Origin of the sequence: Achromobacter animicus, assembly GCF_902859585.1 — a bacterium.
GTDB classification, from domain to species: Bacteria; Pseudomonadota; Gammaproteobacteria; order Burkholderiales; family Burkholderiaceae_B; genus Achromobacter; species Achromobacter animicus.
Genome location: NZ_CADIJM010000001.1, coordinates 121,471 through 139,095, shown reverse-complemented (window position 1 = coordinate 139,095; position 17,625 = coordinate 121,471). Strand labels below are relative to the sequence as shown.

The 17,625-nt window shown below is 67.7% G+C and carries 16 protein-coding genes; 9 read left to right on the top strand and 7 right to left on the bottom strand.

The genetic code is table 11. The annotated features are described in order from the left end of the window. Positions 1-47 precede the first annotated feature (47 nt). A complete protein-coding gene (locus HV681_RS00605; protein WP_175121220.1) occupies positions 48-1,331 on the bottom strand; it encodes a cystathionine gamma-synthase family protein in 1,284 nt (427 codons plus the stop codon). Between the two features lie 338 nt (positions 1,332-1,669). On the opposite strand from HV681_RS00605, the gene HV681_RS00600 reads away from it, so the two are divergent. From HV681_RS00600 to HV681_RS00560, 9 genes are all read left to right on the top strand, one after another. After that, the gene (locus tag HV681_RS00600; RefSeq protein WP_175121219.1) at positions 1,670-2,545 is read left to right on the top strand and encodes an NAD(P)-binding domain-containing protein; all 876 of its coding nucleotides are present in this window, start codon (positions 1,670-1,672) and stop codon (positions 2,543-2,545) included. A gap of 58 nt (positions 2,546-2,603) precedes the next feature. Beyond that, positions 2,604-3,569, top strand: coding sequence for a Bug family tripartite tricarboxylate transporter substrate binding protein (locus HV681_RS00595; protein ID WP_175121218.1), 966 nt, complete (start codon positions 2,604-2,606; stop codon positions 3,567-3,569). Positions 3,570-3,605: 36 nt separating this feature from the next. Then, positions 3,606-4,277 carry an RraA family protein gene (locus tag HV681_RS00590; RefSeq protein ID WP_175121217.1) on the top strand — a complete coding sequence of 224 codons (672 nt, stop codon included), beginning with the start codon at positions 3,606-3,608 and terminating at the stop codon, positions 4,275-4,277. Positions 4,278-4,279: 2 nt separating this feature from the next. Next, the gene (locus HV681_RS00585; protein WP_175121216.1) at positions 4,280-5,332 is read left to right on the top strand and encodes an NAD(P)-dependent oxidoreductase; all 1,053 of its coding nucleotides are present in this window, start codon (positions 4,280-4,282) and stop codon (positions 5,330-5,332) included. Between the two features lie 97 nt (positions 5,333-5,429). Further along, a complete protein-coding gene (locus HV681_RS00580; RefSeq protein WP_175121215.1) occupies positions 5,430-6,089 on the top strand; it encodes a GntR family transcriptional regulator in 660 nt (219 codons plus the stop codon). A 140-nt stretch (positions 6,090-6,229) separates the two neighbouring features. Then, a complete protein-coding gene (locus HV681_RS00575; RefSeq protein WP_175121214.1) occupies positions 6,230-7,348 on the top strand; it encodes a porin in 1,119 nt (372 codons plus the stop codon). Then, complete coding sequence (locus HV681_RS00570; RefSeq protein WP_175121213.1) at positions 7,345-8,055, top strand: ABC transporter ATP-binding protein; 711 nt, start codon at positions 7,345-7,347, stop codon at positions 8,053-8,055. The genes HV681_RS00575 and HV681_RS00570 overlap by 4 nt, the downstream gene beginning before the upstream one ends. Before the next feature lie 42 nt (positions 8,056-8,097). Continuing rightward, entirely contained in the window at positions 8,098-9,033 is a 936-nt protein-coding gene (locus tag HV681_RS00565; RefSeq protein WP_175121212.1) for an ABC transporter substrate-binding protein, read from the top strand. A 40-nt stretch (positions 9,034-9,073) separates the two neighbouring features. Continuing rightward, on the top strand, positions 9,074-10,729 hold the full coding sequence (locus HV681_RS00560; RefSeq protein ID WP_175121211.1) for an ABC transporter permease: 1,656 nt from the start codon (positions 9,074-9,076) through the stop codon (positions 10,727-10,729). Between the two features lie 24 nt (positions 10,730-10,753). Here HV681_RS00560 and HV681_RS00555 read toward each other — a convergent pair whose 3' ends face one another. Genes HV681_RS00555 through HV681_RS00530 form a run of 6 tightly spaced genes read right to left on the bottom strand, consistent with a single transcriptional unit; the run spans position 10,754 to position 17,624 of the window. After that, the gene (locus HV681_RS00555) at positions 10,754-11,767 is read right to left on the bottom strand and encodes a response regulator (protein WP_175121210.1); all 1,014 of its coding nucleotides are present in this window, start codon (positions 11,765-11,767) and stop codon (positions 10,754-10,756) included. A 33-nt stretch (positions 11,768-11,800) separates the two neighbouring features. Continuing rightward, positions 11,801-12,811 (bottom strand): chemotaxis response regulator protein-glutamate methylesterase, encoded by a 1,011-nt coding sequence (locus tag HV681_RS00550; RefSeq protein WP_175121209.1) that lies wholly within the window; start codon positions 12,809-12,811, stop codon positions 11,801-11,803. Beyond that, complete coding sequence (locus HV681_RS00545; RefSeq protein ID WP_175121208.1) at positions 12,808-15,138, bottom strand: hybrid sensor histidine kinase/response regulator; 2,331 nt, start codon at positions 15,136-15,138, stop codon at positions 12,808-12,810. Before HV681_RS00545 ends, HV681_RS00550 begins: the two co-directional genes overlap by 4 nt. After that, positions 15,135-15,797: a chemotaxis protein CheW gene (locus tag HV681_RS00540; RefSeq protein ID WP_254594847.1), complete on the bottom strand. Its 663-nt coding sequence runs from the start codon at positions 15,795-15,797 to the stop codon at positions 15,135-15,137. Before HV681_RS00540 ends, HV681_RS00545 begins: the two co-directional genes overlap by 4 nt. Then, complete coding sequence (locus HV681_RS00535) at positions 15,790-17,085, bottom strand: CheR family methyltransferase (protein WP_175121206.1); 1,296 nt, start codon at positions 17,083-17,085, stop codon at positions 15,790-15,792. The genes HV681_RS00540 and HV681_RS00535 overlap by 8 nt, the downstream gene beginning before the upstream one ends. Next, complete coding sequence (locus HV681_RS00530) at positions 17,082-17,624, bottom strand: chemotaxis protein CheW (RefSeq protein WP_175121205.1); 543 nt, start codon at positions 17,622-17,624, stop codon at positions 17,082-17,084. Before HV681_RS00530 ends, HV681_RS00535 begins: the two co-directional genes overlap by 4 nt. Position 17,625: the final 1 nt, after the last annotated feature.

Below are 17,625 nucleotides of genomic sequence, written 5' to 3'. Positions count from 1 at the left end.
CGCGGCGGGAGCGGTCTGCCTGCGTGCGGGCGCACTGCCTGTACCGATCAGCCGTTGCGGAATGCGTGGTCCATGTCCGCGATCAGGTCTTCCTCGTGCTCCAGGCCGATCGACACCCGGATCAGGCCTTCGGACACGCCCGCGGCATCACGCTCCGCCGCGGGCACGCCGGAATGCGTGGTCGACGCCGGATGGCACACCAGCGTCTCCGTGCCGCCCAGGCTGACGGCCGAACGGAACAGATGCAGCGCATTGATGAAGCGGAAGGCGCGCTCGCGGCCGCCGTCCAGCACGAAGGCGAACGTCGAACCCGGCCCGGTGCATTGCCGCTTGTACACCTCCTGGTAGGCGCGATCGGCGATCAGTTCCGGGTGGAACACCTGCACCTTTTCGTGCGGATTGCCCGCCAGCCATTCCGCCACGCGGGTTGCCGTGCGTGCCGCCTGCTTCATGCGCAGGACCACCGTTTCCATTGACCGCGTGATCATCCAGCACGAATGCGGATCCAGTTGCGACCCGAAGGCGCTGCGGATCGCGCGCACTTTCTTGATGAGCTCCTTGCTGCCGGTGACCGCCCCCGCCACCAGATCGCTATGGCCGCCAACATACTTGGTCAGCGAATACACCGACAGATCCACCCCGTGCTCCGCCGGCTTCTGGAAGATCGGCCCGAGCAGCGTGTTGTCGCACACCGAGATCGGCCGGTAGCCGTGACGCGTTTCGAACGCATCCAGCTCGTTCTTCATGGCCTCGAAGTCGAACAGCGCGTTGGTGGGATTGGCGGGCGTTTCGACATAGAAAAGCTTTACCGGCCCCTTGGCTGCGGCCTCTTCCAGCGCGGTGCGCATGTTGCGCGGCGACAGCCCGTCCGCCACGGGATGCGAACCCACGCCCCACTCCGGAAAGATCTTTCCGATCAGCGTCTCGGTGCCGCCATAGAGCGGCACGGACTGCACCAGCTGGTCGCCCGGCCGCAGAAAGGCCATGAGCACCGCGCTGATCGCGGACATGCCGCTGGAAGTGACGGCGGCATCCTGCGAGCCATCCAGCAGCGACAGCCGATCTTCCACGATCTCCAGATTGGGATGATTGAACCGGCTGTACACCAGCCCCGCCGTCTCGCCCTGCGGCAAGGGCTTGCGGCCGGACACCAGATCAAAAAACGCGGCGCCGTCCTCGGCCGTGCGGAACGCGAAGGTGGACGTCAGAAACACCGGCGGCTTGACCGCCCCCTCGGACAGATAGGGATCGTAGCCATAGGACATCATCTGCGTTTCGGCATGCAAGGGGCGGCCGAAGATGTCCTTCTTGTGATAGCTCGAGTAAGTCATGGTGTGCCTCATTCTGGTGTTCCAGCCGACCCGGCGGGCGCGACATGCATCTTGCAGACAATAACGCCGCGCCGCGGGCGAAACATTGCAGGTTGTGACGGGTGGGGGCGCCTGCACGCCGATCGTGCGCGGGGTGGATCTTCCAGGCAGACTGGGCGGATCGAGGGCTGCAGCTGCGCCCGATGCCGCCTCCGCCACTCCCCGTCATGCCAAACCAAAGAGCCGCTATTTGTTTTTTTAATGTACTAGTAAGGCGCATATCCTAGGGTAAACGCGGCCTTTTCTCGCTCAATTCGCGGATCTATAAACACGTATTGTTTTTTTTATGTGTTTCTAAGATGAAAATCGCACTGATTGGATGCGGCGAGGTCGGCCACTGCTACACCCGGGCCTGGATCGCCGCAGGACATCGCATCGTCGGCATCTGCGACCTGCGCTCGGACGCAGAAATGGCGGATCGCGCCAAGGCCGCAGACGCGGCCTTGCATGCCGAACCGGGCGCCTGGTTGGCCGAGGCCGACGTCGTGGTCTCGGCCGTGTACGGCTACAGCGCGGCGGAAGTCGCCGCGCAAGCCTTTCCCCACATGCGCACCGGCGCCGTCTACGCGGACTTCACCACCGCCAGCGCGCCCGACATGCAGCAGGCAGCCGCCGCCGCTGCCGCGAGCGCCATCCCGTTCATGGACGTGGCCATCATGGGCGCCATTGCTCTGCTCGCCGAAAAGACGCCACTGTTATGCGCCGGCGAAGGCGCGGCCGTGGTGACGGCGCTGGGCGAAAGCGCGGGCGCCACGGTCCGGATTATCGAAGGCAAACCCGGCGACGCGGTGCGCCTGAAGCTCTTGCGCAGCATCATGACCAAAGGCATGGAAAGCCTGGCCGTCGAATGCCTGGTGGCGGCCGAGCGCATGGGTCTGCGCGAATCGCTGTACGAAGTGCTGGCCGACATCGACCGCACGCCATTGACCGAGTTCATGGACTCGTTCGTGCGTTCGCACGTGCTGCATGCACCGCGCCGGCTGGCCGAAGTGCGCGAGGCCCGCGACCAGCTGCATGAAGCAGGCCTGGAGCCCCTGGTCCTGGATGGCGTCGAACAGCTCTTTGCACGCTCCACCCGCGGCATCGAGGCCGCGCGCGCCAAGGGCGAAGCCCCGGCGCCCGACACCGTCGAGGCGCGCCTGGCCTGGCTGACCACGCTGGCCCGCCAGTCCTGACAACCCCACCGCGCCACAGAGCGCGGACCGAATCTGCAAACACTTCGTGAGGAAGACAATGAAACTGTTCAAGAAACTGCTGGCCGCCACGCTCGTGCTGGGCTGCGCCGCCGCGCATGGCGCCGACCTGGGCAAGTCCCCCATCACCCTGATCTCGCCGTTTCCCCCCGGCGGCGGCACCGACACCCTGACGCGCATGATCGGCAGCGCCATCAGCCAGGACGCCGGTTGGAACATCGTCGTCGAGAACAAGCCCGGCGCGGGCGGCAACCTGGCGCTGGACGCCACGGCGCGCGCTCAACCCGACGGCCACACGCTGGTCATGGCGCAGACCGACAACATCGTGCTGAACCCCTGGCTCTACAGCAAGCTCAGCTACGACACCTTCAAGGACTTCAAGCCGGTCGGCCCCGTGGCGTCTTCGCCCAGCGTCTTCGTCGTGGTGCCCGATTCGCCGTTCAAGACCATCGCCGACGTCGTCAAGGCCGCGCAGGCGCGCCCCAACCAGGTTTCGCTCGGCATTCCCGGCATCGGCGGCACGGGCGACCTGACCGGCTACTTGTGGCGCAAGGCCGCCAACATGGAATTGATGCATGTGCCGTACCGCGGTTGGAGCCAGGCGTTCCCCGACCTGGCCAGCGGTCGGATCGACATTTACGTGGGCTCCGTCGCGTCGCTGCTGCCGCAGATCCGCGGCGGCAAGGTGCGCGCGCTGGGCGTCGTCGCGAGCGAGCGTTCGCCCGCCCTGCCCGACATGCCGACCTTTCCTGAAAGCGGTTTTCCGACCATCAACCAGTCGATCTGGTGGGGCCTGATGGCGCCGGGCAAGACGCCCGATGACGTGATCGCCGCGCTGAACACCGAGCTGCAGAAGGTGCAGTCCAACCCCGAACTGATCAAGAAGCTAGAGGACGCCGGCTACAGCGTGCTGAAGGGCTCGCCCGAAGACCTGGCGCGCCGCCATCGCACGGACCACGACGCCTTCGGCAAAGTCGTGCAGGAAGCCGGCATTCCCAAGCAGTGAACCCGATTTGTACATATCCCGCTATCAGGAGCAGTGATGACAGGTTTTGAAATCCACGCCCGCCAGCGCGCGGTCAGCAAGGAACTGGTCGATAAATTCCGCCGGGTGCCGGTCGCCAACGTCAGCGACTGCATGTCGCGCATGACGGCCGGCGGCGCGCGCCTGCGGCCCATGCACGACGGCACGCCGCTGGCCGGCCCCGCGCTGACCGTGCGCACGCGTCCCGGCGACAACCTGCTGGTGCACAAGGCGCTGAGCCTGGCGCAGCCGGGCGACGTCATCGTGGTCGATGCCGGCGGCGACCTGACCAACGCGATCATCGGCGAGATCATGACGACCTACGCCGAGTCGCGCGGCATCGCGGGCATCATCATCAACGGCGCCATCCGCGACTGCGGCACCATCCGCCGCAGCGCGTTTCCCGTCTACGCAGCCGGCGTCACGCACCGCGGCCCGTACAAGGACGGCCCCGGCGAGATCAACTGCGTGGTCGCGCTGGACGGCATGACCATCGCCCCGGGCGATCTGATCCTGGGTGACGACGACGGGCTGCTTGCCGTGCCGTACGAGCAGGCGCAGGCCATTTTTGAGGCCGCAGCGGCCAAGCACGACGTGGAAACCAAGATGCTGGCGGACATTGCCGCCGGCACGCTGGATACGTCGTGGGTCGACGCCCGTCTGCGCGCATTGGGCTGCACGGGAGTCTGACCATGAGCGATGCGGCAGTCAGCAGGCCCGAACTGCGCGTCGCGCGCCTGGATCTGTGGATCGATCCGGTGTTCGACGAGACGATTGCGCGGGACGGCACGCTGGACCTGCGCGTGCTGCCGGCCGGCGGCGACGCCGTGACGGCGGCCGGCCTGGCCGGCGCGCATGCTTACCACGTCAGTGCGGCGAAAGACGAGGTCCCGGCGCGGTGGCAGGTGTCGGCGGACCTGTTGGCCCATTGCCCGCAGTTGCTGTGCGTGTCGTCGGGCGGCGCGGGCTACGACACGGTGGATGTGGCCGCATGCACCCGCGCGGGCGTGGCGGTCGTCAACCAGGCCGGCGCCAATGCCGCGTCGGTCGCCGAAATGACCTTTGCCCTGCTGCTGTCGCTGGTCAAGCGGCTGAGCGAATCGGAAGCCGCACTGCGCGCGGGCACCGCCGTCAGCCGCGAGGCCCTGATGGGTCACGAGATCGAAGGCCGCGTCATCGGCATCGTGGGCATCGGCGAGATCGGACGCAGGGTGGCGCGGATCGCAACGGGTTTCGGCCTGAAGGTCATTGCGTACGATCCGCTGCTGACGGACGCACAGATCGCCGAACGCGGCGCCGCGCCCGTCTCGTTTGATGCGCTGCTGGAACAGGCAGACATCGTCAGCCTGCACTGCCCGCTGAACGCCGTCACGCGCGGGATGGTCGACGCCGCCGCCTTGCGCCGGATGAAGCGCGACGCGCTGTTCGTCTCCACTGCACGCGGCGGCATCCATGACGAAGACGCCCTGCTCGCGGCGCTGGAATCCGGTCATATTGCGGGTGCTGGCCTGGACGTGTGGCAGGTGGAACCGCCGCCTCCGCGCAGCGGCCTTTTGCAGCGTCCGGACGTGGCCGCCGCCTTCCACACGGGCGGCGTCACGCACGAAGGCCGCTGCAAGGTGGCGCAGGGGTCGGCCACGCAGATCCTGGACATGCTCGCCGGGCGCAAGCCTGCGCGTCTGCTCAATCCCGAGGTCTGGCCGCGCTTTCTGGCACGTCTGGCGGAGCACGGGGTGAAGGTGTAGAACCCGCTCGCGCGGCGGCCAAAGCCTCGGCGCCCATGGCCGCGCGCGCCGTTGTTATAGTCCCAGCTTCCACATCCGAGAAGAGCCAATCCGCGTCATGTCGAGCGCCAGTGATTACGTATACGGAGAGTTGCGCCGCCGCCTGATGGCCGGCTCGTTCCTGCCCGGCGAGCCGCTGCGCGAGGAGCACATCGCCGCGCAGCTCTCGGTCAGCCGCACGCCCGTGCGCAACGCGATCGAACGCCTGATCGCGGACGGCCTGGTTACCCGTGAAGGCCGGCGCGGCGCGGTCGTGCTGGGCTGGCAAGACCGCGACATCGACGAGGCCTTCGAGCTGCGCATGCTGCTCGAACCCTATTCCGCCAAGGCCGCCGCCGAGCGCGCCACGCCCGAACAGATCGACGAACTGGACCGCATCAACCAGTGCATGCTGGACGCCGTCAACTCCGGCGCGCCCGACCACGTCGCCCAGGTCCAGCACTACAACAACCTGTTCCACCACGCCCTGCTCAACGCCGCGCAGTCCGCGCGGGTGCGGTCCCTGGTCGAAAACCTGCTGGACATGCCGATCATCATCGGCTCGTTCTACTTCTACGGCCGCGACGACATGCTGCGCAGCGTAGAACACCATCGCCAGATCATCGCCGCCATCCGCGCGCGCGATCCCGAATGCGCCGAGATCGCGGTGCGCTTTCATCTGGCGACGACCCATCTTCTGTTCCGGTCGCATCGCAAGGACGGCAAGACGGGCGGGTAGCCTGCGGCGGGACTATCGAAGGCCATTTGCCGCGGCTCGCCCGCAAGGCAGTGGCAATGCATGGGGGGCAGTGTCATCGACGTGTAGCAACACGCCCCTAGAGTGTCGGCTCCGATTGAATCCCAAAGAGGACTTTCATTTTGAAATCGACACTCCGCATTGCGGCGGCTGGCGCCTGCCTGTCCGCTTTCTCCCTGGCAGCGCCCGCCGCGCTCGCCGCCACCGCCACCTCGGTCCAGCTTTATGGCCTGATCGACACCGGCCTGCAGTACCTCAGCAACGGTCCCGACGGCAACAGCAAGACGGGCATGAGCGCAGGCAACCTGAACGGTTCGCGTTGGGGTCTGAAGGGTTCCGAGGACCTGGGCGACGGCGTTTCCGCCATCTTCGTGCTTGAAAACGGCTTTGACTCCAGCAACGGCACCACGCTGCAAGGCGGACGGCTGTTCGGGCGCCAGGCCTACGTGGGCTTTTCCAGCAACACGTGGGGCCGCCTGACGCTGGGGCGCCACAACACGCTGATGATCGAATGGATGAGCAAGTACAACCCGTTCGACAACGCCAACTTCTCGATCAAGCGGCCTGACGCCGCGTTCTCGGACCGTACCGACAACGCCGTCATGTATGTCGGCAAGCTGGGGGCCTTGTCCGTCGGCGGCTACTACAGCTTCGGCTGGAACAACGAACAGTCGTTCGATGACAGCAAGCTCGGACGCATGGTGGGCGGCGGTCTGCGCTACAAGTCGGGCGGTCTGGACGCCGCGGTGCTGTATCACTCGAAGAACGCTGACAAGCCCAAGACGGGCGCCAACAGCGGCAACCGCGAAGACCGCGTGGTCGCGGGCGTGTCGTACGACTTCGAGGACGTCAAGGTCTACGCCGGCTACCGCTGGCTGGACCAGAAGCTGACGCAGCGCAGCTACAAGAACAACATGACGTGGCTGGGCGCCAGCTACAAGCCGCAGGGCAACATGCGCCTGTCGGCTGCCGTCTACCACCTGAACGACTCGGTGTGCGACGACATGAACAATGCCGCCTGCCCCGCCGTACAGGCCGCCGGCACGGGCCAGAAGTCGACCATGATCGTGCTCGGCAATGAATACGATCTGTCCAAGCGCACCACGCTGTACGCGGTGGCGGCTTACGCCATCAACGACGACAAATCGTCCTTGAGCGTGGTCGGCGGCAAGTATGGCGCCAACGTCGAACCGGGCAAGAACCAGTTCGGCCTGAACCTCGGCATGCGGCATCGGTTTTGAACGCGCCCGCCTCCAATGCCGGCGGCACGGCCATCGCCGTGCGCGGCCTGCGGCATGCGTTCAACGGCCATACGGTGCTGGACGGCGTGGACCTGGACGTGCCTGCGGGCACGGTCCTGGCGCTGCTTGGGCCCTCCGGCTGCGGCAAGAGCACGCTGCTCAAGGCGCTGGCCGGCCTCTTGCGGCCGCAGCTCGGCGACATCCGGTTCGGCGGCGCGGTGGTCAGCGGCGCGGGCCAGCACGAGCCGCCGGAACGCCGGGGCCTGGGCATGGTGTTTCAGGACTACGCCCTCTGGCCGCACATGAGCGTGGCCAGCAACGTGGGCTTTCCGCTTGAAATGCGGGGCGTCTCGCGCCGCGAGCGTCCCGCGCTCGTGCGCGACGCCCTTGCCATGGTCGGCCTGCACGAACATGCCGAACGCCGCCCTGCCGACCTGTCCGGCGGCCAGCAGCAGCGCGTGGCGCTGGCGCGCGCCATTGTCGCCCGCCCGCGCGTGCTGCTGTTCGACGAACCCCTCTCCAACCTGGACCGGACGCTGCGCGAAACGCTATGCGCCGAGATCGGCGCGCTGCTGCGCCGCATCGGCACGACCGCCGTCTACGTCACCCACGACCACGAGGAAGCCCATGCGCTGGCGCACACGATCGCCCGCATGCAAAACGGCCGCATCGCCGAACTCGTGTCGGTCAACAAGGACTCTGCTTAAATGTCACTCGCACCTTCTTCCCAACTACTCGCAACGCTCTTCATGACGCTTTCTATCGGATTGGCCTCGGGCCAGGCCAAGGCGCTGACCGTCTACACCGCCGGACCGGGCGGCCTCATCAAGCAACTGGCAGCCGGCTTCCAGGACAAGACCGGCATCAAGGTGGACGTGTTCCAGGCCACCACGGGCAAGGTCATGGCGCGCCTGGAGGCCGAAGCGGCCAACCCGCGCGCCGACGTGCTGATCTCGGCCTCGTGGGACACCGCCCAGGACCTGGACCAGCGCGGCTGGCTGATGGCCTACGAAAGCCCGAACGCCGCGCAGGTGCCTGCGCGCTTCAAGGCGCCCACCTATGTCGCGCAAGGCATCTCGGCGCTGGGCATCGTCTGGAACACGAAGAGCGGCACGCCCGAACCGCGCGACTGGTCAGATCTGACCGCCCCCCAATTCAAGCAGTTGGTCACCATGCCGGATCCGGCCCTGTCAGGCGCGTCGCTCGACCTGCTGCTGGGTCTGCAAAACGCCCAGGGCGAGGCCGCGTGGAAGCTGTTCGAAACGCTGCGCGACAACGGCATGACGATCTCCGGCCCCAACGCCCAGGCGTTGACGCCAGTGCTGCAAGGCGCCAAGGCGGCGGTGTTCGGCGCGGTGGATTACGTGTCGTATGCCAGCGTCGCCAAGGGCGAGTCGGTGAAGGTCATCTTCCCGTCCAGCGGCACCGCCATCGCCCCGCGTCCGATGATGATCCTGAAGACCGCGCGCCAGGCAGACGAGGCGCGCAAGTTCGTGGATTACGTGCTGTCCGAAGAAGGCCAGCGCGCCGTGGCGGACGCCTGGCTGATGCCCGCGCGTCAGGACGTGGCGGCCAAGCGGCCGGTGTTCAAGGATCTGGCCCTGCTGCCCGACACCGCCACCGAATCCGGCGCCAGCCGGGCCGAGGTGCTGACCCGCTTCGGCCGGATCTTCGGCCAACACTGACAGGCCGGGATGCCGGCCTGCCCGGCATCCGATCCCCTCCATGAAAAGCATCTATCTCCTGGCGGCCGCCACCCTGGCCGCCCTGGCGGTGCTCGTCGCCTTGCCCATGGCGTTCGTGGCGCTGCAAGCCGTCTTTCCCCATCTGGGCGAAGGTTCGCTACGCGATCCGTTCGGCGCCTGGCCTGCGACGCTGGGCAGTCCCGGCACGCTCAGCCTGATCGGCGGCACGCTGAAACTGGGCCTTGGCGTGGCGGCGGTCAGCGCGGCCATCGGCATTCCGCTTGGTGCCCTGCGCGGGCTTTTCCGCGTGCCGCTGGCGCGGATGTGGGACCTGCTGTTCCTGGTTCCCTTTCTGCTTCCGCCGTACATCGCCGCGTTGTCGTGGACGATGGCATTGCAGCCGCGCGGCTATCTGGAACAGCTGACGGGCTTCAATCTTGGCCCGCTGCTGTTTTCGCCGGCCGGCGTGACGTTGGCGATGGGCCTGGCGATCTTTCCCGTCGTGTACTTCGCCGTCTCGCGCAGCATGGCCGCCACCGGCGCGCGGATGGCGGACGTGGCACGCGTATTCGGCGCGGGTCCATGGCGCGCCTTCGTGCGCGTCACGCTGCCGCTGGCGCTGCCTGCCATTGCCGCCAGCCTGCTGCTTGCGTTCACGCTCGCCATCGAGGAGTACGGCGTACCCGCGGCGCTGGGCTCGCAATCCGGCGTTGCCGTGCTGACCACCGCCATCGAACGCCGGCTCGCCGACTGGCCCATCGACCTGCCCGGCGCATCGCTGCTGTCGCTGGTGCTGGTGGCGCTGGCCCTGACCGCCTACGCCGTCCAACGCGCCGCGCTGGCGGGCCGGGGTTTCGAAACCACGACGGGCAAGCCTGCGCCGCTGGCGCGCGTTGAACTCGGCCCATGGCGCGCCCCCGTGCTGCTGGGTTTTGCCACGGTGGCGTTGATTGCGGTGGCGGCGCCCCTGGCCTCGATGCTGGCTGCCGCGCTGACGCGCAACGTGTCGGGCGGCCTCGCGGCCGGCAATCTGACGCTGGCCAATTTTGCCGCGCTGTTCGATGCGCGTGGCGACGCCTGGGTAGCCTTGTCGACCAGCCTGTCGCTGGCAAGCGGGACCGCCTTGCTGGCGGGCGCGGTCGGCCTGCTGGCGGCGTGGTGCATCGCGGGGCGGCACGTACGCGGGGCCGCGCTGATCGACGCGTTGGCTTTGTTGCCTGCGGCGTTGCCCGGCGTGGTGGTCGGCGTCGGCCTGATCCTGGCGTGGAACCAGCCGTTCTGGCCGGCCACGCCCTACGGCACCTGGGCCATCCTGCTGCTGTCGTACACCTGCCTGCTTCTGCCCTACCCGGTGCGGTATGTCGGCGCGGCCCTGGCGCAGATCGGCGCCAACCTGGAAGCGGCGGCGCGGGTCCATGGCGCCAGCGCAGCGCGCGCGCTGCGGCGCATCGTCCTGCCGCTGGTGTTGCCCGGGCTGGCGGCGTCGATGCTGATGGTGTTTGCGGTGGCGTCCCGGGAATTGGTGACGTCGCTGCTGCTGGCGCCGGCCGGCGTGCAGACCGTGTCGATCTTCGTGTGGCGGCAGTTCGAGCAGGGATCAGTGGGAGAAGGCATGGCGATGGCCACGGTGGCCGTTGCCGTCAGCCTGTTGCTGATGCTGGGCGCTTCCGGCATCAGCCGCCGCCAACCCCGCTAGCAAACGGGGCGGCAGGCACGCGCATCAGAGCTGTCCGGGCACCACCCGGTTGCGCCCCTGCCGCTTTGCTTCATACAGGCCCCGGTCCGCGGCCTGGATCAGTTCGGTGCACGGCTGCCCCTCTTGCGGCACCGCCGTCGCCAGCCCGATGCTGACAGTCAGCCACGGGCCAAAGCCCGCGTCGCGCTGGGGAATCTGCATGGCTTCCACGGCGCGGCGCAGCTTTTCGGCCGCCAGCCGCGCGCTGCCGCCCGGCGTGCCCGGCAGCACCAGCGCAAACTCCTCGCCGCCAAAACGCGCCGCCAGGTCGGTGGAACGGTCGCAACTGGCGAAGATGGTGTTGGCCACGCGCTTGAGCGCTTCGTCGCCCGCGATGTGGCCATAGGTGTCGTTGTAGGACTTGAAGTGGTCCACGTCGATCATCAGCATGCTGATCTCGCGGCTGTCCCGTCCCGCGCGCTGCCATTCGGCATTCAGGTATTCATCGAAATAGCGACGATTGCCCAGGCCGGTCAGGCCGTCCGAATTGGTCAGCCGGCGCAGCTCCATATTGCTTTCCAGCAGTTGCTGCTGGCTCTGGCGCAGCGCCTGATAGGCTTCGTCGCGCTGCACCAGCGCCATGTACGAACGCGAGTGGTAGCGGATGCGCGCGATCAGCTCGATGGAGTCCGGCAGCTTGACCAGGTAATCGTTGGCGCCTGTCGCGAAGGCCGCGCTCTTGATGGCGGGATCTTCCTTGGTGGACAACACGATGATGGGGATGTCGCGCGTGACGGGATGGGCGCGGTATTCGCGCACCAGGCTCAGGCCGTCCACGCCGGGCAGCACCAGATCCTGCAAGATGACCGTGGGCCGGGTCTGGATCGCCACGCTCAAGGCCTTGTAAGGGTCCGAGCAATAGTGAAAATCGATGTTGCCCTCGGGCACGAGCGCGCGCCGGATCGCTTCTCCAACCATGACCTGGTCGTCGACGAGCAACACCATCGCCCCATGCGAATTGAGATCCGCGGAGACCGTGTCGTCGGGGGATGGGAGCATAGTGAGTCCTTGATGCTAACGATGTGCCGCGGCTCAGGCGAAAGCCTGAATGACGCGGGACGCGATTTGTTCGAGCGGCCGGATTTCCACCGCGGCCTGCATGGCCGCGGCCGCCTTCGGCATGCCATAGACCGCGCTGGTGGCCTGGTCTTGTGCGATGGTCAGGCATCCGCGCTCGCGCAGCGCCTTCAGGCCGCGCGCGCCGTCCTGGCCCATGCCGGTCAGCAGCACGCCGACCGCGACGCCGCGCCAGTGCTGCGCGACGCTATGAAAGAAGACATCGATGGAGGGCCGATACAGGCTTTCGCGCGGGCAATCCGTGTACCGGAGGGTACCATCCTCCAGCAACGTCAGATGGTCATCCGTGCCCGCCAGCAGGATCTGGCCGGGCAACGGCCGTTCGCCTTCGCGCGCCAGCCTGACCGGCAGCGGCACCTGGTCATTGAGCCAGTCCGCCATGCCCGCCGCAAACGACGCGTCCACGTGCTGCACCAGCACGATGCCGGCCGGAAAATCCAGGGGAATGTCGCGCAACAGTTGGGCCAGTGTCGCCGGGCCGCCGGCCGACGCGCCCACCGCGAGCAGCCGGCGCGTGCTGGCGGGCGCCGCAGGCTTGCTGACCGGCGTCAATGCGGCACGATTGCCGTAACGGCCGATCAGCCAGCCGATGTTGCGGATCTTGCGCAACAGCGGGGCCGCCGCGGTGCGCATGTCGGCGGCGCCGACCACCGGCGTGTCCACCGCATCCAACGCCCCGTGACCCATGGCGTCAAAAACGCGCGACGTGTGGCCCGCCACGTCGGAGGTGACCACAACGATTGCGCAGGGGGTTTCGGCCATGATGCGGCGCGTGGCCTCGACGCCATCCATGACGGGCATGATGAGATCCATCAGCACGACATCGGGACGGTCGCGGGCGCATTGCTGGACGGCCTCCAGACCGTCGGACGCCGTCCAGGCGACCTCCAGGCCGGGTTCCAATGTAATGACTCGCCGCAGGACTTCGACGGCGAGGGGCATATCGTTGACGATCCCGATTCTCACGTCCGTGCCTTCCCGATGAGGTCTTCAACGGCGTCGAGCAGCGCATCATCATGGAAGCTGCCCTTGGCCAGATAGTAGTCCGCGCCGGCATCCAGCCCGCGCTGCCTGTCCTCTTCCCGGTCCTTGTACGACACCACCATGACGGGCAGGGTCTGCAGCCTGGGATCCGCCTTGATCCGCGACACCAGCTCGATACCGTCCATGCGCGGCATGTCGACGTCGGTCACGATCAGATCGAAGTCCTCGCTGCGGAGCATGTTCCAGCCATCCATGCCGTCCACGGCGACCGCCACATCGAAGCCGCGGTTCAACAGGAGCTTGCGCTCAAGCTCGCGAACCGTCAATGAATCATCCACCACCAGCACGCGCTTGCGGCGGCGCGTGGCCGCCGCGCCCGACCCGCTGTCGACCCGCGACAGCCGCCCGCCCTCGATCAGCTTCTGGACGGACACCAGCATGTCCTCGACGTCCAGGATCAGGAGCGGCGTGCCGTCATCCATGAGCGATCCCGCCATCACGTCCTGCACCTTGCCCAGGCGGGGATCCAGCGGCTGCACGACCAGCGTGCGCTCGCCCACGTAGCGGTCCACGGCAATGCCGTAGAGCCGGTCATGGTCGCCCACCACCACCACGGACAAGGTATCCGTGGCTGGCGCGGCCTCGCCGGCGCGCAGGATCTGGCGCGCCGACACCAGGCCGATCTGCCGGTCCTGGAACCGGAAATGCTGCTGGCCTTCGAGCTGCTCGATGTCCTGGGCGTCCACTTGCAACGCGTGGCTGACGTACGCCAGCGGAAACGCGTAGATCTCGTTCTGCACCTCGACCAGCAGACTGCGCACCACCGACAGCGACAGCGGCATCTCCAGCACAAAGCGCGTGCCCCGCCCCTGCTGCTGGTAGACCCGTACTGCGCCGCGCAACTGGCGCACCATCGTCTGGACCACGTCCAGCCCCACGCCGCGCCCGGATATCTCGGTCACCTCGTCACGCGTGCTGAAACCCGACAGGAACAGGAATTCCAGCAGCTCGGCTTCGCTCAGGCGCGACGCGGTCTCGGCATTGGTGAGCTTGCGTTCGACGACTTCTTCACGCAGGTGGTCCAGCGAAATGCCGGTGCCGTCGTCGGCCAGTTCGACCAGCAGCATGCCCGCCGAATGGCGCGCCGACAGCGTGATCAGGCCCTCGGCCGGCTTGCCGGCGCGTTCGCGGACGTCGGGCGCCTCGATGCCGTGATCCACGGCGTTGCGCAGCAGGTGCATGAGCGGCGCATCCAGCTTTTCGAGGATGTCCCGGTCCACCTGCGTGTTTTCGCCCTCGATTTCAAGGCGAACCTGCTTGCCGAGCGAACGGCCGAGATCGCGCACCATGCGCGGCATGCCGCCCACGCCGTCGCCAAAGGGCCGCATGCGGCAGGCGAGCGCGGTGTCATAAAGGCGCCGCGTCAGATGATTCATGCGCCAGCCGAATTCGTCGACTTCGCTGGCGCGCTGCGTCAGTTCACGCTGGCATTGTTCAAGGATGCGCTGGGCGTCGTCCAATGCGGCCTGGCCGCGCGCGTCCAGTTGCTGATCGGCCAGCACGGCCCGCAGGCCGTCCAACGCGTGCGCCGCGCCCGTCTGCATCCGCCGCAGCCGCAGCATGGCCGTGCTGAAAGGCCCCACCCATTGCGATTCGACCAGGGTCTCGCTGGACAAGCCCAGCAGGCGGTTCAGCGTGTCGGCGGTCACGCGCAGCACCCGCTCGCCCTCGCCCACGCTGCCGTCCGAACTGCGGCGCGATGGCAGGGTGGCGGGTGCGGTCGGCTTTGCGGCGGCAGCCGGCGCGGCGGCGGCAGGCTCGTCTTCGATCCGCACGATGGGCGGCAGGTAGTCCGACGGCCGCCCCGCGCGCGGGCCCGGCGCCGGCGGCGTGCCGGACGTGCTGGGCGCCTTGGAGGCGTTGGGCAGATTGGGCGCGCTGCTCAGCCGCGCCACCAGATCGCCGATCTCGGCGTCCAGTTCCACGCCCGGCGTTGCGACACGCTGCAGCAGGTCGGTGCCCAGCAGCAAGGCATCGATGTCGGCGGCTTGCAAAAGCAGACGGCCTTCCTGCGCGGCCACCAGGCAGTCTTCCATGGCGTGCGCGATGCGCACCGCCGGATGCAGGTCCACGATGCGCGCCGCGCCCTTGAGCGAATGCGCGGCGCGCATGCAGGCTTCAAGGTGCGGCGCGGACGTGGGGTTCTTTTCCAGGGCAAGCAGCCCGTCGTTCAAGACCTGCACCTGGGTGCGGGTCTCGATCTGGAACAGCTCGAGGAGCGAGGCGTCGCGCATCTGATCGGGATTCAAGCGAGGCTCCGTTCCAATGCCTGCATCAGCAGGGTTTCGTCCAGCACGCCGACGGCGCGGCCGCCGCAGCGCGCCACGCCGCGCGAATACTTCAGGCTTGCGCCCTGCACCGTCGACGGCAGCGGCTCCAGCGCCTCCAGGTCCACTTCGTGCATGCCTTCGACTTCGTCCACGGGCAGCACCACGGCGCGGCCCGCGCCGCCGAAAATCAGCATGCGGGCGGTGGCAGGACGCTCCCGCGCCTGCGGCGCCGCGGCATCCAGGCCCAAAAGGCGCGGCAGCGACACGCACACCGTCAACGTGCCACGCACGTTGGTCACGCCCAGCACCGCCGGATCGCGCCGGTGCGGCAGGCTGATGATGCCGCGCGTGCCGGCCACCTCGTCCAGCGACCGGGTCGGCAGGCCCATCCATTCGCGGTGCAGCCGGAACACCAGCAGCGAGGACAGATTGGCCGAATGCTGCGGCGGAGCGGCCTCGTCGGCCGCTTCCATGGCGGGCGGCAGGCGGTCCAGGATGCGCTTGGCCGCCGCGGCATACACCGGACAGTTGCGGCAATGCACATGCTCGGCAAGCTGCGGGCAGCTTTTGTCGCCGCGTATCCCGATGCGGTTCCAGCAGTCGTCCACGCCGGACAGGGCTTGGATCGCGTCAGTCACGTCGCGCCTCCCCGCGCGCCGCGCGCGCTTGCAGGCGGCGGGCGCCCTCATGATCGCCATCTGACGCCACCAGCGCGGCCAGATGCAGCAACGCCTCGCGGTGGTTCGGGTCCAGATACAAGGCCTTGCGGTACGCGGCCTGCGCCTGCCGCGACTGCCCTTCCGCATCCAGCAGCAGACCTTGCAAATGCAGCGCGTCGGCGCTGGCGCCGTGGATCTCGATGTGCGCCTGGCATTTCGCCATCGCATCGCGCACCCGGCCCAGATCGGCCAGCGCGGCGATCTCGCGCAGCGACGTCTGCGCGGCCAGCCCCGTTGCGGCGGCGGGCGGTGCGGATGGCGTATCGGAAATTGCCGCATGTGGCACCGGCAGCCGCGGCGCGGGCGTCTGCGCGACCGGGCGGCGCGGCGGCGTCCAGGCGTGAACGATCGGACCCTGGCCGGACAGCGGCGCGCGCGCAGCAGCCGGCATCTCTGCCGGCGCGGGCGCAGGCTTGGCGCGGAATGCAAAGGACCGCGCGAGCGGCACGGCAGGCAGGCGGCGGCCGGTCAGAAGACTGGTCTCGGCCGGTCCCACGAACAGCACACCGTCATCGCGCGCAAACCGGCGCAGCACCTGCACTGCCCGTTCCTGCGTCGCCAGGTCGAAATAGATCAACAGGTTGCGGCAGAACACGAAGTCATACGGCGCAGCGCCCGCCAACAGGTTCGGATCAAACAGGTTGCCCGGCTGGAACCGGACCTGCCCGCGCACGCGCGCAGCCAATTGATGGCCGTCCGGCACCTCTGAAAAATGGCGATCGCGGAACGCCAGATCGCCTCCGCGAAACGAATTGCGGCCGTACACGGCGCGCTGGGCGAATTCCACCATGCGCACGCTGATGTCGATGGCATCTACATGAAACCGATGCGGCGGAACGCCCGCATCCAGCAGCGCCATGGCAATCGAATACGGTTCTTCGCCGCTGGAACACGGCACGCTCAGCACGCGCAACATGCGCCCTTCACAGCCAGGCGCGAACAACCGCTCGCGTGCCAGCGCCGCCATCGCATCCTGCGATTCCGGATACCGGAAGAACCAGGTCTCGGGCACGATCACGGCTTCGATCAACTGCTGCATTTCTTCAGGCCAGGCCTGCACGCGCATCAGATAGTCCTGCTCATCGTCCACGCCGGCCGCATGCATCCGGTGCCGCACCGCGCGCTCGACGGCCGCCTGGCCGATGGAGCCGCTGTCCAGTCCCATGCGGCGCTTGAGCAGCCCGCTGAATTCCTCGACCAGGCTCATGGCTGCGCCTCGGCTGCCGACGCATTGCCGTCAGACGGAAACAGCAGCGCCCGCACATAGGCGGGCAGCAGATCATTGACCGAAACGGCCTGCACCATGCCTTGCGCGTCGGTCAGGACCGGACCGAGATAACGCGCCTCGGCATTGTCCAGCGCATGCGGCTGAAACCCAGACGGGTCGTAGTGGACGGTTTCGGTGGCCTGTTCCAGGATCAGCCCAAGCAGCCGCTCGGCGTCAGAGTGTTCCGGCCGGTATCGCACCAACGCCACGCGCGTGCTGGTGACGGCGGCGAACGTGCCCGCGCCGGCCAGCGCGCTCATGTCGATGACCGGCACGGCAACGCCGCGGCGCTCCATCAAGCCCGCCACCCAATGGGGTGCACCCGGCACCTGCTTGAAGACGCGCAGCCCCAGCACTTCGGCAATATCCCCGGCGTCCAGCGCATAGCGATCCGCGCCAATTCTGAAAAGCAGGTACAGTCGGCGAGCGGAGCCGGCGTGGCTCGCGGCAGCGCGGGCGCGGACGGCAGGAGCAGTCATG